Origin of the sequence: Micromonospora sp. DT46 (assembly GCF_049841735.1) — a bacterium.
GTDB classification, from domain to species: domain Bacteria; phylum Actinomycetota; class Actinomycetes; order Mycobacteriales; family Micromonosporaceae; genus Micromonospora; species Micromonospora reichwaldensis.
The window spans coordinates 415,364-427,925 of the sequence record NZ_JBNCKW010000002.1 but is presented as its reverse complement, the minus strand read 5'-3'; the positions used below and the strand labels follow the sequence as shown (position 1 = coordinate 427,925).

Here is a 12,562-nt window from a genome sequence, read left to right as displayed (position 1 = left end):
CCATCCGCGCGCGCCACGCCGGGGGCCACCCATGTGAACTGTGTCACTTCTTGCCGGTTTGCCGGCGGGCGGTAGCCTGCGCTCGTGCCCGCGACCGATCTGCCCGACCGCGCCGTCGTCGACCTGCTCGGCCTGGTGGCCTTCGGTGAGCTGCTCGCCTTCGAACGGATGGCCGTCGACGCCCGGCTCGCCCCCGACCTGCGCCGGCGGGCGGCCCTGGGCGAGATGGCCGCCGCCGAGATCGGCAACTACCGGCGGCTGGCCGACCGGCTCGCCGCGCTCGGCGTGCTGCCCGACGACGCCATGGCGCCGTACGTCGAGCCGCTCCAGGCGTACCACGACTCAACCGAGCCGAAGGACTGGGCGGAGGCGGTGACGAAGGCATACGTGGGCGACGCCATCACCGACGACTTCATCCGGGAGATCACCGCGGCCCTGGCCGAGCCGGACCGTCAGCTCGTCCTCGACGTGCTGCACGACTCGTCGTACGCCGACTTCGCCGTCGCCGAGATCCGGGCGGCCGTCGAGGCCGATCCGAGGGTGGCCGGCCGGCTCTCGATGTGGGCGCGGCGACTGGTCGGCGAGGCGCTGTCACAGGCCGGCCGGGTGGCCGCCGCCGAGCGGGGGGCGCTCACCGCGCTCGTCGCACAGAGCGGGCGGGTGGACGTGCCGGGGCTGTTCGGGCGGCTGACCGCGGCACACGCCACGCGGATGGCCGCCGCCGGGCTGAACAACTGACCGCGACCGGCGTCCGCGACGGGCGATCGTCGGGTCACCCGTCGCGGCCGACCGGACCACTCAGCGGACGGTGAACCCGACCGCGCGCGGCGACGCCTCGGCGATCTCGACGTAGGCGACCTTGTTGACCGGCACGATCACCCGCCGGCCCTTCTCGTCGGTCAGGGAGAGGGTGCCCTCGTCCTTGCCGAAGGCCTCGGTCACGATCTGCTCGATCTCGGCCGGCGACTGCGCGCTCTCCAGGACCAGCTCGCGGGGCGCGTACTGCACGCCGATCTTGACCTCCACTGTGCCTCCTCATTCGGGCGAAAGAGCCGCCGTTGGGAAGGCTATCCGATCTCGGGGCCGGATGTTCAGGCTGACTCACCTTGCAGCGGGAAGCTGGCGATGCCCCGCCAGGAGAGCGCCGCGACCAGTGCCTCCGCCTCTGCCTTGGGCAGTTGCCGGCCACGGGCCAGCCAGAACTGCGCGGCGGTCTCGGCCGCGCCGACCAGGCCGGAGGCGAGCAGTTCGGCGTGCGCCCGGCTGATCCCGGTGTCGGAGATGATGGTGTCGGTGATCGCCGCAATGCAGCCCTGCTCCACCCGCTCGACGCGCTGGCGCACCGCCGGGTCGTTGCGCAGGTCCGACTCGAAGACGAGGCGGAACGCCTCGCTCTCGTGGTCGACGAAGTCGAAGTACGCCCGCACCGACGCGCCGACGCGCTCCTTGTTGTCGTTGGTGCCGCGCATGGCGTCGTCGACCTTCGCGAGGATCGCGTCGCAGTGCGTGTCCAGCAGGGCGAGGTAGAGGTCCATCTTGCCGGGGAAGTGCTGGTAGAGCACGGGCTTGGAGACTCCCGCCCGCTCGGCGATGTCGTCCATCGCGGCCGCGTGGTAGCCCTGGGCGACGAACACCTCCTGGGCCGCGGCGAGCAGTTGCTTGCGGCGCGCGGAACGGGGCAGGCGGGTGGGCCGGCCGGCGGTCTGGGCACCGTTCCCCACAGCGGTCATGGGAACCTCCGAGTCTCTTCGTACGAGCCGGCAATTCACCCGAACCGGTCGGGGCCCGGGGACCCGTCGCGGAATTGGCCCGCCGCTGTAACTTATCGCCACTGTCACCACACGGTAGCCTCAGCGGGGGCGACCAAGGAGCGCGCGGTGAGTGAAACAGGGCAACCCGGTGCCGCCAACCCGGGGGAGCACGGCGACGGCACGGGTCCGCAGGACGACCTGGCCCGTTCCGGCAGCGGGTGGGCGCCCCCGGCGGCCAGTTGGTCCCGGGGCGGGGAGATCTCCGGCCCCCGCGAGCCGGCCTCTCCATGGGGTCCGCCCGAGCCGTCCCCCGGTTGGGCCGCCTCGTCCCCGCGGCACGGCGACCTGCCGCCACCGCTGCCCGGCCCGGCCGCGACCGAGCCGCCGGCCCGGGTCAACGGCCACCACGCCAACGGCGTCGACCACGCCGCCGACGACGCGCCGGTCAGCCGCCAGGTCCCGGTGAGCGCCCCGCCCGGCATCCCCGGCGACCAGCGCCGCGACCCGGGCAACGACCGGCTGGTGGTGCCCGCGCAGCGCCCGGCGCCGACGGCCGAGCAGCCACCAGGGACGCAGCACGGGTTCACCGACCCCGAGTCCCGTCCGGCCCGGCGCTCCGCCGAGGACCCGTCGGCCGGCCGCCAGAACCGCTGGTCGGAGCCGGGGCTGCCGACGTCGGCGCCCCCCGCCGTCCAGGTCCCGCCGGTGGGCACCGCCGCCAGCGGCTTCGAGGTGCCGCCCGGCTTCCACGCGCCGACGGCCGACCGTGCCGCCGCCGACGAGCCCCCGTCGGCCGCCGGCCCGCCGCGCGGCTGGAGCGACCACTACGCACCGGAGCCGTCGGCCCCCGACCCGCGCCACCTCCCGCCGCCCACCGAGCGCCCGCCCACCGAACGCCCAGTTGATACCGCGCCCGCCACGGGCGACCGCGCGACGGCCGGCGACCGCGCGGCCGTTGGCGACCGGCTCGCCGGCGTCGACCGCGCGTTGGGGGCGGACCGCGCCTTCCGGGACGACCGGGACGCCGATCCGGTCGCCACCGGCACGGACGGCGCACCGGGGGAGTTCGGCCAGGACCGCGCCGCCGGTGGGCCGGGCCAGGGCCGCGCCCCGGACGGCCCCCACGCGGAGCGGACGCTGGGCGCCCCCGGCCAGGACCGCACGCCGGCCGGATTCGACCAGGACCGCAGTGCGGCCGGGTTCGAGCAGGAGCGCGCGCCGGGCGGTTTCGACCGGGACCGCGCGCCGCACGCCGCGGGGCACGAGCGGGTCGGGCGTGGCTTCGGCGCGGACCCGGGTGCCGACCGGTCCCCGGTCGCCGAACCGGCGGCCGGTGCGCAGCACGTTCCGGGCGGCGACCGGGAACCGTCGTCCCGGTCGGAACCGGGCGGTTCCCGACAGTCGGCTGCCGAGTGGCCGCCGAGCACCGAACCGGACTGGACCGGCCCGAACTGGAACCGCCCGAGCTGGGGTGCCGCGTGGGCGCCGCCCTGGTCCCGGGAGGAGGCCGAGCCGGTGGGCCGTCGCTCCCGGGAGGACGCCGAGCCGGCGGGGCGTCGAGCCCGCGAGGAGCCCGAGCCCGTCGGTCGCCGGTCCCGCGAGGAACAGCCGCCGGCCTGGGCCGGTGAGCCGCAACGACCGCACGAGCCGCCGCGCGCCGAGTCTCCCCGCCCCTACGACCCACCCCGCGAGCCCGGCCGCCCCTACGACGTCGCCCAGACCGCGCCGGTGCCCCGGCCGGCGTACGAGCGACCGTCCGCCCCCGCCGACCGGCTCACGGGGCCCGAGGCCGAACCGCCGGCCCCGACCGAGCGACCGGCCTGGGCGTCGGGCGGGTCGGTCCCCGCGCCGGCGGGCGCGCCCCCGCTCGCGTACGCCCCGGAAGCCGCCGCTGCGGCGGCCCGCGCCGAGGACACCCCGGACCGGGTCACCCGGCCGTTCCGGCTCCGGCCGGAGAGCGCGGAGCCGGCCCCGAGGCCGCCGGGCGGCCCACAGCCCGCCGCCGAGGCCGCCACCAGCGGGTTCGGGCGGCGTGAGCGCACCCCGTCCGGGCCCGCCCCGACGAGCGCGCCCCCCTACGCGGCCCGCCGGTCCGCACCCGAGCCGGCCCCGGCGGCCCCGCCGGCCGCCGCCGACCCGGCGCCGGAGTCCGCATCGGCGGTGTTGCCGCAGCGCGTCCCCGCCGAGCCGGACGTGCCCGTCGTGCCGGAGCCGCCAGCCGTGGAGCCACCCGCCGAGACCCCCGAACTCGCCCGCATCGCCACCCATCTGCGCCGCGAGGACGAGCCTGCCCCGCCGCGGGAGCGCCCGGAGGGCTTCGACGTCAACGCCATCCTCGACGCCGTCCGTGGCGTGGCCGGTGTCCGCGACGCGGCGCTGCGCCGTACCCCGGCCGGCGCGCACAGCCTGCGGCTCGACCTCGCCGACGGGGCCGACCCGGCCGAGGTGAGCCGGCAGGTCGCCCGCCTGCTCCAGGACCGGATGGGGCTGGCCGCCGCGCCGCAGAACCTGCCCGGCATGCCGGCGGCACCCGCCCCGCCGGTGCGCCGCCGGTCGGCGGAGCCGCGCGGTGCCGACCCCCGGACGGCGGGCGTCGCGGCACGCCCCGCCGAGCCGTCCTCCGCAGAGCCCCGGGTGCCCGGCGCCAGGGTGACCGGCGGCCCGTCGGAGGCCGCGTCGCCCCGGGCCGAACAGCGTCCCGAGGCGGCGCCCGAGACCCCGCGCCGGCGGCGGCAGCCCGTCGCCCCGCACCGGGGCCGGGCCACGGTGGAGGAGCCCGGCTCGGTCTCCGCCGCCCCTTCCGGGACTCCGGCCGGTGCCCCGGCGACCGTCGGTACGTCGTACTCCGGTGGGCAGGTGACGACGACGGAGACCGCGCCGTCCCGGCCGCTGGACACCGGCGGCGCGGTGGGCCCCCGGGTGGTGATCGACCACGTCCAGGTGAGCACCTTCGGGCTCGACGCCACCGTGGAGGTACGCCTGCTGGCCGGCGGGGAGAGCGCCGCCGGCTACTCGACCGGGCCGGCCGTCGACGGGTACGTGCTGCGGCTCTGCGCGGTGGCCGCGGCGGCGGCGGTGGACGAGCTGCTGCGCGGCGGCGAGCCCGGCCCCGATGCCGGCCCCGACCGTGGGCGCTGCTTCGTCGAGCACGCCGCCGTGGTGCCCTTCGGCAACTGCGACGTGGCCACGGTCGTGGTGCTGCTCGTCTGCGACGGCTGGGTGGAGCAGCTCGTCGGCTCCGCGCTGGTCGCCGGTGACCCCCGGCAGGCGGTCGTCCGGGCCACCCTGGCCGCGGTCAACCGCCGGATCGAGGCGCTGCTGGCCTGAGCGCTGCCGGTCGTTGCGGCCCCGGGCAGACTGGAGTCATGAAGCGCGCCACCCTCCGGCCGGACCACCTCCTTCCCGAGCACTCCGTCCCACCGCCCTGGCCGGGGCGGGAGGTACGCCTCGACGGCACGGTGACGTACGTCCGGGACACGCCGGCCACCGCTCCCGGCGCGGAGCCGGCGCTCTACGTGCACGGGCTCGGCGGTTCGTCGCAGAACTGGACCGACCTGGCGTACCTGCTCGCCGACCACCTCGACGGGCAGGCCATCGACCTGCCGGGGTTCGGCCGCAGCGAGCCGGGCCGCCGGTACACCGTCCCGTCCTTCGCCGACCGGGTGATCCGCTGGATCGAGCACTCCGGCCGGGGGCCGGTGCACCTGTTCGGCAACTCGCTGGGCGGGGCGGTCTCGGTGCAGGTGGCGGCGGTACGCCCGGACCTGGTCCGGAGCCTGACCCTGATCTCGCCGGCGCTGCCGTTCCTGGACTTCCGGCGCTCGTTGCAGGGCCGGATGCTGCCGCTGCTGGCGATCCCCCGGGGCGAGCGCCTGGCCGCCTGGCGGCTGGCCCAGATCGCGCCCGAGGTGATGGCCCAGCAGGTGATGGAGTCCTGCGTGGCCGACCTCACCCGGATCTGCGACCAGCGCCGGGAGGAGGCGCTGGAGGAGATCCGGGTGCGGCACGAGGCCGCGCACTACGCCGCCGCGTACGTCCGGACGTTCCGGGGACTGGTCTCCAGCTTCCTGCGGTCGTACCTGCCGGGGTCGGGGTCGCTGTGGCGGCTCGCCGCGACGGTCGAGGCGCCCACCCTGGTCGTCGGCGGGCGGGCCGACCGGCTGGTGGACGTGCGGGTGGCACCGCAGACGGCCCGCGTCGTCCCGGACAGCCGGCTGCTGATGCTCGACGGGGTCGGCCACGTGGCGCAACTGGAGGTGCCGCGCCTGGTGGCCCGGGCCGTGTTGGGCCTGCTCACCGAAACGGGGGACACCCTCAGGCGGTCCGACGTGGCAGGCTGACCGGGATGTCCCCTGCCCGTCACCCCGCCCCGACCCGCCGTGCCCCGGCTCCCGTCGAGGGCCGCCGTCGCGCCCAGGCCACGTCGCCCCCACGGGACGGCGGCGTGGACCTGACCCGCCCGCGGCACCGCCGTCCGGAGCGTCGGCGGGGTCTCGTGGGGCTGGTCGCGCTGGTGCTCGCCGTCGGTGGGGCGGTGGCGGTGATCGCCGACCGGCGGGGCGCCGACGTCGGGGCGGAGGCGCTCACCGCCGGGGAACTGGCTCCCGCGCCGATGCTCGCGCCGGGGGCGGCCTCGCCGCTGCCGTCCGCGCCGGCCGCGGCGCCCTCGGCCGTCGAGCCACCGCCGGCCGTGCTCCGGCTGCCCGGGCCGGTGCCGTCCGCGGGCCGGGGCAGCTTCGGCTACGACGACCGGGTGGGCCCGGTGCTGGGTGACGCGGGCACGCTGCGCCGCTACCGGGTCGCCGTGGAGTCGGGCGCCGGCGAGGACGCGGGCGAGTTCGCCGCCGCCGTCGAGCGGGCGCTCGCCGGGCCGGGGAGCTGGGTCGACGGCGAGCTGCGGTTGCAGCAGGTACGCGCCGCCTCCCGGCACGACTTCACGGTCTACCTCGCCACGGCCAGGACGGCGGGCCGGCTGTGTGCCGCCGGAGGGGTGAACATCCGGGTGGGCGGGAAGCCCTACACGTCGTGCCGGGCGCCCGGCAAGGTGATCATCAACCTGGACCGCTGGCGGCTCTCGGTGCCGCACTTCGTGAGCGCGAAGGTGCCGCTGTCGGTCTACCGGACGTACGTGGTGAACCACGAGGTCGGGCACCAGTTGGGGCACCGGCACGAGCGCTGTCCCGGCAGGGGCCGGGTGGCGCCGGTGATGATGCAGCAGACGCTCTTCCTGAACGGCTGTGTCGCCAACCCCTGGCCGTACCGGGACGGTCGCCGGTACGCGGGCCCGCGGCTCTGACCCGGCGGCGATCGGGCGTCGGGCGCCAGCCGGGGGGCCGGCCGAATTCACCCCTGAGGGGATGAGCGAGGTTCGCGTTTTTCGGGGCGTAATGCCCGATTAGTGTGGGACGCTCGGTCCATGACGTCGTCGTCCCCTTCCGACCCGCCCGGCCCGGCACGCCGCCCGACGCCGACCCGACCGTCGTCACCTCGGCCGACGCGCTGGTGGCGACCGTCGGCCCCGATCCGGGGCCGTCGGGTGGTGGGGCTCGGCGTCACCCTCCTGCTCGCGGCGACCGCCGCCGTGACGCTGGCCCGGGCCGGCGACCGCGCGCCCGTGCCGACCACGGGCGACGGGAACCGCACGTCGTACGCGGCGGGGGCGGACGAGCGGGCACGGCCCTCCGCCTACCCCCGCACGGGTACGGGCGACTTCACCACCGCGCCCGGCGACTCCCCGGTGCGGGGCACCGACGGGCCGCTCCGGCACTACCGGGTGGCCGTGGAGCAGGGCACCGACCAGGACGTCGCCGCCTTCGCCGCCACCGTGGACGAGGTGCTGGGCGACCCCCGCAGCTGGATCGCCTCGGAGGAGCTGCGGCTGCGGCGGGTGGCGGAGGCGGACGACGCCGACTTCACCGTCTACCTCGCCACCCCGGAGACCTCGGAGCGGATGTGCGCCGAGGGCGGGCTCAGCACCGAGGGCTACACCTCCTGCCGGCTCCCCGGGCAGGTGATCATCAACCTGGCGCGCTGGCTGGAGGCGGTCCCCGACTACGGGGCGCCGCTGGAGATCTACCGCGCCTACGTGGTCAACCACGAGGTGGGCCACGAACTCGGCGAGGAACACCAGGCCTGCCCGGCGCCCGGCGAGCCGGCACCGGTGATGCAGCAGCAGACGTACGGCCTGGACGGCTGCGTCGCGAACGCCTGGCCGTACGTCGACGGCTCGCGCTACGACGGCGAGCTCGTTCCCGGCACCTGAGTTATTCCCCTTCCCGCAGTTCGGGCGACGTGTCGCTCCTCATGGCCGATCGAGGCCGGTGCGAGCGACAATGGGCCGGTTCGCCTTCAGCCGATCCCGGGGAGTCCACCGTGTCGTTGCCCCCGCTCGTCGAGCCCGCCGCCGAGCTGACCGTTGACGAGATCCGCCGCTACTCGCGCCACCTGATCATCCCGGACGTCGGGGTCGAGGGGCAGAAGCGGCTGAAGAACGCCCGGGTGCTCTGTGTCGGCGCCGGCGGCCTCGGCTCGCCGGCCCTGATGTACCTCGCCGCCGCCGGGGTCGGCACGCTCGGCATCATCGACTTCGACACCGTCGACGAGTCCAACCTCCAGCGCCAGATCATCCACGGCGTCTCGGACGTGGGCCGCTCCAAGGCCGAGTCGGCCGCGGCCTCGATCCGCGAGATCAACCCCCTGGTGAACGTGGAGATCCACAACACGGCGCTGGACCGGGAGAACGTGCGGGACATCTTCTCCCGCTACGACCTGATCGTCGACGGCACCGACAACTTCGCCACCCGCTACATGGTCAACGACGCGGCGGTGCTGCTCGGCAAGCCGTACGTCTGGGGGTCGATCTACCGCTTCGACGGCCAGGCGTCGGTGTTCTGGGCCGAGCACGGCCCCTGCTACCGCTGCCTCTACCCGGAGCCCCCGCCGCCCGGCATGGTCCCCTCCTGCGCCGAGGGTGGCGTGCTCGGCGTGCTCTGCGCGTCGATCGGCTCCATCCAGGTCAACGAGGCGATCAAGCTGCTCGCCGGCATTGGGGAGCCGCTGGTCGGCCGGCTGATGGTCTACGACGCCCTGGAGATGAGCTACCGCAAGATCAAGGTCCGCAAGGACCCGAACTGCGTGCTCTGCGGCGAGGACCCCACGGTCACCGACCTGCTGGAGGACTACGAGGACTTCTGCGGCGCGGTGTCGGAGGAGGCCCAGGAGGCGGTGGTCGACGCGACCATCACCGCGCTGGAGCTCAAGGAGTGGCAGGACGCGGGCAAGGACATCTTCCTCGTCGACGTCCGCGAGCCGGCCGAGTACGAGATCGTCCGGATCCCCGGCGCGACGCTGATTCCCAAGGGCGAGATCATCTCGGGCGAGGCGCTCGCCAAGCTGCCGCAGGACCGGCAGATCGTGCTGCACTGCAAGTCCGGGGTCCGCTCGGCGGAGGCGCTCGCCGCACTCAAGTCGGCCGGCTTCCGCGACGCGGTGCACGTGCAGGGCGGCGTGCTCTCCTGGATCAAGCAGATCGACCCGTCGCTGCCGGCGTACTGACCCGCGCCGTCGGCCGAGGTCGCGGGGGGCCGTCCCGACCCCTGCGGCCTCGGCCGATTCGCCGAGGCGTGATCACGTTTGCGCAGGTAGCGTTGCCGCCGTGGTCGACATCGATGCGGCGGTCGGGTTCGTCGTGGCACACGGGGACGCGGTGGACCGGGCCCGGCTGTCCCGGCTGCGCACCGGCGTGCCGCCACCTCCCGGACTGCTCGACGCCGCCGAGGTCGGCCAGGCGCCCGACGGCGGCTGGCCGGCGACGCTGGGCGGGGCAGTCTCCTCCGTGGACGCCACCTGTTTCCGCCTGTCCGAGTTGGACGACCTCGGCGCGCTCGGTCGTCCGGCCGCCCGCCGGGCCCTGGACTGGCTGGCCGCGCGGCAGTCGCCCGACGGCGGCTGGGAGGAGGACCCGGCGCTGGCCGACGTGGCCCCCGAGTGGGCCCGGCCGGGCGACCCCGAGGCGGCGTTCCACCTGACCGCGAACGCCGGGTTCTGGCTGACCGTCGCCGGCCTGGACGCGCGGGCGGCGGGGCCGCTCGACCACCGGGTCGGCGGCGCGTACGCGGGCGTCGTGCACGCCGCCGCCCAGTCGCTCGTCGCCCGGCTGCGCCCGGACGGCGGCTGGCCGTCCTTCCTGCCCGCCGGCTGGCTGAGCGCGGCGGTCCTGCACCGGCAGGAGATGTTCCACGAGGCGGCGCGGATCCAGGTGATCCTCGCCGAGCGGGTGCCGGAGCTGTCCCCGGGCGACGTGGCCTGGCTGGCCGCGACGCTGCGCCGCGTCGGCATCGACGGGCAGGACTGGCTGCTGGGGCGGGCGCGGCGGCGGCTGGCCGAGACCCAGCGCAGCGACGGCGGGTGGGAGAGCGACGACGGGCCCCAGTTCGACGTGCACACCACGCTGAGCGCGATCCGGGCCTGCCGCTGAGCTTCACCCGCCGGCCTCACTTGAGCTGGCTGATCACCAGCGGCCACCAGGCGTCCGGGGCGAACGCGGCGCGGTCGATGCTCTCCAGGACGGTACGCAGCGTCTCCGCCCGCTCGGCCCGGCCCGGCTTGCCCTCGTCGGCCTCCACGAAGAGCGCGAACTGGTAGAGGAACTCGACGAAGGTGCGGAAGGTGCTGTTGACGGCCTGGATGTCCTGCTGCTCCAGGTCGAACTGGAGGATCTCGCCGGTCCCCGGGTCGAGCACGTAGAGCAGCTCCGGGTTGTCGGCGACCGCGCCGACCACGATCAGCCGGATGTCCAGGGAGCCGTCCTCGGTGCTCAGCTGGATCGTGTCGAACAGCTCGATGTCGCCTTCGAGGAACGCGGTGTAGACGACCGCCACGTCGAGCGGGATCTCGTCGCCGGCGGGGAGCAGGTCGGCGTCGAATCCCCCCTCCAGCCACGCCTCGCGCGGGTACGGGATGAGCTCGTCCTCGTTCCACAGTGAGCGGAACCGGGGGTCAGCGGCCATCGGTGGTCCTTTGCGTCTCGGATGTGGAGGGGGTGCGGGCGCCGCAGGTGGCGGGGCCGGGACGCCGGGTGCGCAGCGGCGTCAGGACGCCAGGTCGGCGGCGATCAGCAGGCGTCGCCAGTTGTCGGCGTACTCGCCGGCGTGCCGGCCCTTGCGGAGCCGCTGGTCCCGGACGCCGGGCCCGAGGACGACGGCGACCAGCTCCGGGTAGCCGGGGCCGAGCACGTGCTCGTCGAAGAACGTGGCCACGTCGGGCGCGACGACGGTGAACTCCACGTCCTCGTCGGGGTGCTCGTACTGGAAGACGTAGTCGTCGGGCTCCATCCAGTAGACGTCGAGATCCTCGGTGTCGAGGCGGATCGGCGCCCCCGCCCCGATCTCGCCGCGCAGCCGGGGCGGGATGCTGTGCACCTCGTGGCCGACCGCGAGCGGGCTGCCCATCGGGTCGTCCTCGTCCACCGTGCGGGCCGCCCAGGCCGCCGGGCTGCGGATCTCCTCGGGCGGGTCGAACCGGAAGTTGTCGCCGGCCAGCCGGCCGAAGAGACCGTAGACCTCGGCCACGCCGGGCAGGTCGGGGATCGGCTCCAGCGGGCTCGGCTCGCCGATGACCACGCCGAAGCCGTGCTCGGCCTCCAGGCGCCGCAGCAGCGTGAGCTTCTCCCGGATCCGGTCCAGCCGCGCCGGGTCCTGGGGGGCGGTCACGGGATCACCTTCACGATGACCGGGGTGCCCTCGGGAACGTCCCGCAGCGCGACGGAGATGTCGCTGCCGAGCTGGCGATTCGTCCAGGCGTCCATCGGCCTGAGGTTATCGTACGTGTCCGTTCCGTCCAGTTGCAGCTCCTGGATGTGGTCGGGGTCGTAGCCCTGGCCCCGGGCGGTGATCGGCCCCTTGCCCGCGTAGAGGCGCTCGACCACGTTCTTGTTGGCCAGGTACTTGTTCGTCTCCGGGGTGCCCATGTCCTGGGTGAGGCGGCCGTCCTTGGTGAGGCTGCGGATCATCCGGTCCCGGTAGATGTTCGTACGGGTGCGGCGCTTGCCGGTCGAGGGGTCGTAGACCTTGTTGCTGTCCCGGTCCGACGGCGCCTTCTTCAGCGCCCCGTCCTGGCCGAGCCGTTGCAGGTCGCGGGCCTTGCGGTCGAAGTCCCGCCGGTCGAAGTCCGGCCGGTTCTTCAGCACCAGCACCGCCGGGCCCTTCGGCTTCGTGCCGGCCGACTTGGCGGTGCGGAAGACGTCGGCGTTCTCCAGGTAGGCCGAGACGACGCGGGCGCCCTTGGCCTGCGTCTGCCGGGGCGGGCTGGTCCGCTTCCTAGCCATTGAGCACCGTCTCCACGGCCATGCCGATGAGCTGGTCGATGATGAAACCGGTGATCATCTTGAAGATCGGGATCTGGAGGAGGGACGCCCCGAAGGTGACCGCCGCCGTCACGATGGCCTGCGCGATCTGGATCGCCAGCAGGGCCAGTTGGATGATCACCTGGATCTTCAGGGCCAGCACCACGCCCGCCGCGACCATCAGCCCGACGCCGATGACGGTGGCCGGGCGGGCGACGTCGGCGATGTTGCGCGCGGCCGACTCGCCGTCGTTCCACTCGCCCGCGAAGGCGGTGAAGCTCTGGCCCCGGTTGTTGTCGAGCACCGTCCGCGCCGCCGCCTCCAGCTGCGCGACCGATCCGGAGATCTGGCCGGCCATGCCGGTCCACTCCCCGGCGAGCTGGAAGATCGCCGTCTCGTCCGACTGCGGCCACTCGTAGCCGAGCATCGAGAGCAGGGAGGCGAGCTCACCCGGGAGCGTCAGTCCCAC

Annotated in this window: 13 protein-coding genes; 7 read left to right on the top strand and 6 right to left on the bottom strand. The window is 75.2% G+C overall.

Going from position 1 to position 12,562, the window contains the following annotated elements:
- The first annotated feature begins 84 nt into the window (after positions 1-84).
- A complete protein-coding gene (locus ACLQ20_RS06310) occupies positions 85-738 on the top strand; it encodes a ferritin-like fold-containing protein (protein ID WP_425854511.1) in 654 nt (217 codons plus the stop codon).
- A gap of 60 nt (positions 739-798) precedes the next feature.
- Here ACLQ20_RS06310 and ACLQ20_RS06305 read toward each other — a convergent pair whose 3' ends face one another.
- Together ACLQ20_RS06305 and ACLQ20_RS06300 are read right to left on the bottom strand one after the other, a co-directional pair.
- The gene (locus ACLQ20_RS06305; RefSeq protein ID WP_151456946.1) at positions 799-1,026 is read right to left on the bottom strand and encodes a DUF3107 domain-containing protein; all 228 of its coding nucleotides are present in this window, start codon (positions 1,024-1,026) and stop codon (positions 799-801) included.
- Positions 1,027-1,091: 65 nt separating this feature from the next.
- Positions 1,092-1,730, bottom strand: coding sequence for a TetR/AcrR family transcriptional regulator (locus ACLQ20_RS06300; protein WP_132230849.1), 639 nt, complete (start codon positions 1,728-1,730; stop codon positions 1,092-1,094).
- Positions 1,731-2,213: 483 nt separating this feature from the next.
- On the opposite strand from ACLQ20_RS06300, the gene ACLQ20_RS06295 reads away from it, so the two are divergent.
- From ACLQ20_RS06295 to ACLQ20_RS06270, 6 genes are all read left to right on the top strand, one after another.
- Positions 2,214-5,078, top strand: coding sequence for a hypothetical protein (locus tag ACLQ20_RS06295; protein WP_425854510.1), 2,865 nt, complete (start codon positions 2,214-2,216; stop codon positions 5,076-5,078).
- 38 nt (positions 5,079-5,116) lie between these two features.
- Entirely contained in the window at positions 5,117-6,091 is a 975-nt protein-coding gene (locus ACLQ20_RS06290) for an alpha/beta fold hydrolase (protein ID WP_151457774.1), read from the top strand.
- 104 nt (positions 6,092-6,195) lie between these two features.
- A complete protein-coding gene (locus ACLQ20_RS06285; protein ID WP_327029635.1) occupies positions 6,196-7,047 on the top strand; it encodes a DUF3152 domain-containing protein in 852 nt (283 codons plus the stop codon).
- A 240-nt stretch (positions 7,048-7,287) separates the two neighbouring features.
- The gene (locus ACLQ20_RS06280) at positions 7,288-8,013 is read left to right on the top strand and encodes a DUF3152 domain-containing protein (protein ID WP_425854508.1); all 726 of its coding nucleotides are present in this window, start codon (positions 7,288-7,290) and stop codon (positions 8,011-8,013) included.
- Positions 8,014-8,054: 41 nt separating this feature from the next.
- Entirely contained in the window at positions 8,055-9,305 is a 1,251-nt protein-coding gene (gene moeZ, locus ACLQ20_RS06275; RefSeq protein WP_225852398.1) for an adenylyltransferase/sulfurtransferase MoeZ, read from the top strand.
- 100 nt (positions 9,306-9,405) lie between these two features.
- Complete coding sequence (locus tag ACLQ20_RS06270; protein WP_151456499.1) at positions 9,406-10,227, top strand: prenyltransferase/squalene oxidase repeat-containing protein; 822 nt, start codon at positions 9,406-9,408, stop codon at positions 10,225-10,227.
- A 16-nt stretch (positions 10,228-10,243) separates the two neighbouring features.
- Here the strand turns inward: ACLQ20_RS06270 and ACLQ20_RS06265 are convergent, their stop codons facing one another.
- The 4 genes from ACLQ20_RS06265 to ACLQ20_RS06250 all read right to left on the bottom strand — a co-directional run bounded on the left by ACLQ20_RS06265 (position 10,244) and on the right by ACLQ20_RS06250 (position 12,562).
- Entirely contained in the window at positions 10,244-10,759 is a 516-nt protein-coding gene (locus ACLQ20_RS06265; RefSeq protein WP_151456500.1) for an SUKH-4 family immunity protein, read from the bottom strand.
- Between the two features lie 81 nt (positions 10,760-10,840).
- Complete coding sequence (locus tag ACLQ20_RS06260) at positions 10,841-11,461, bottom strand: hypothetical protein (RefSeq protein WP_425854506.1); 621 nt, start codon at positions 11,459-11,461, stop codon at positions 10,841-10,843.
- On the bottom strand, positions 11,458-12,075 hold the full coding sequence (locus tag ACLQ20_RS06255) for a hypothetical protein (protein ID WP_151456502.1): 618 nt from the start codon (positions 12,073-12,075) through the stop codon (positions 11,458-11,460). Before ACLQ20_RS06255 ends, ACLQ20_RS06260 begins: the two co-directional genes overlap by 4 nt.
- Positions 12,068-12,562, bottom strand: a complete 495-nt coding sequence (locus ACLQ20_RS06250; protein WP_151456503.1) for a hypothetical protein — start codon at positions 12,560-12,562, stop codon at positions 12,068-12,070. The genes ACLQ20_RS06255 and ACLQ20_RS06250 overlap by 8 nt, the downstream gene beginning before the upstream one ends.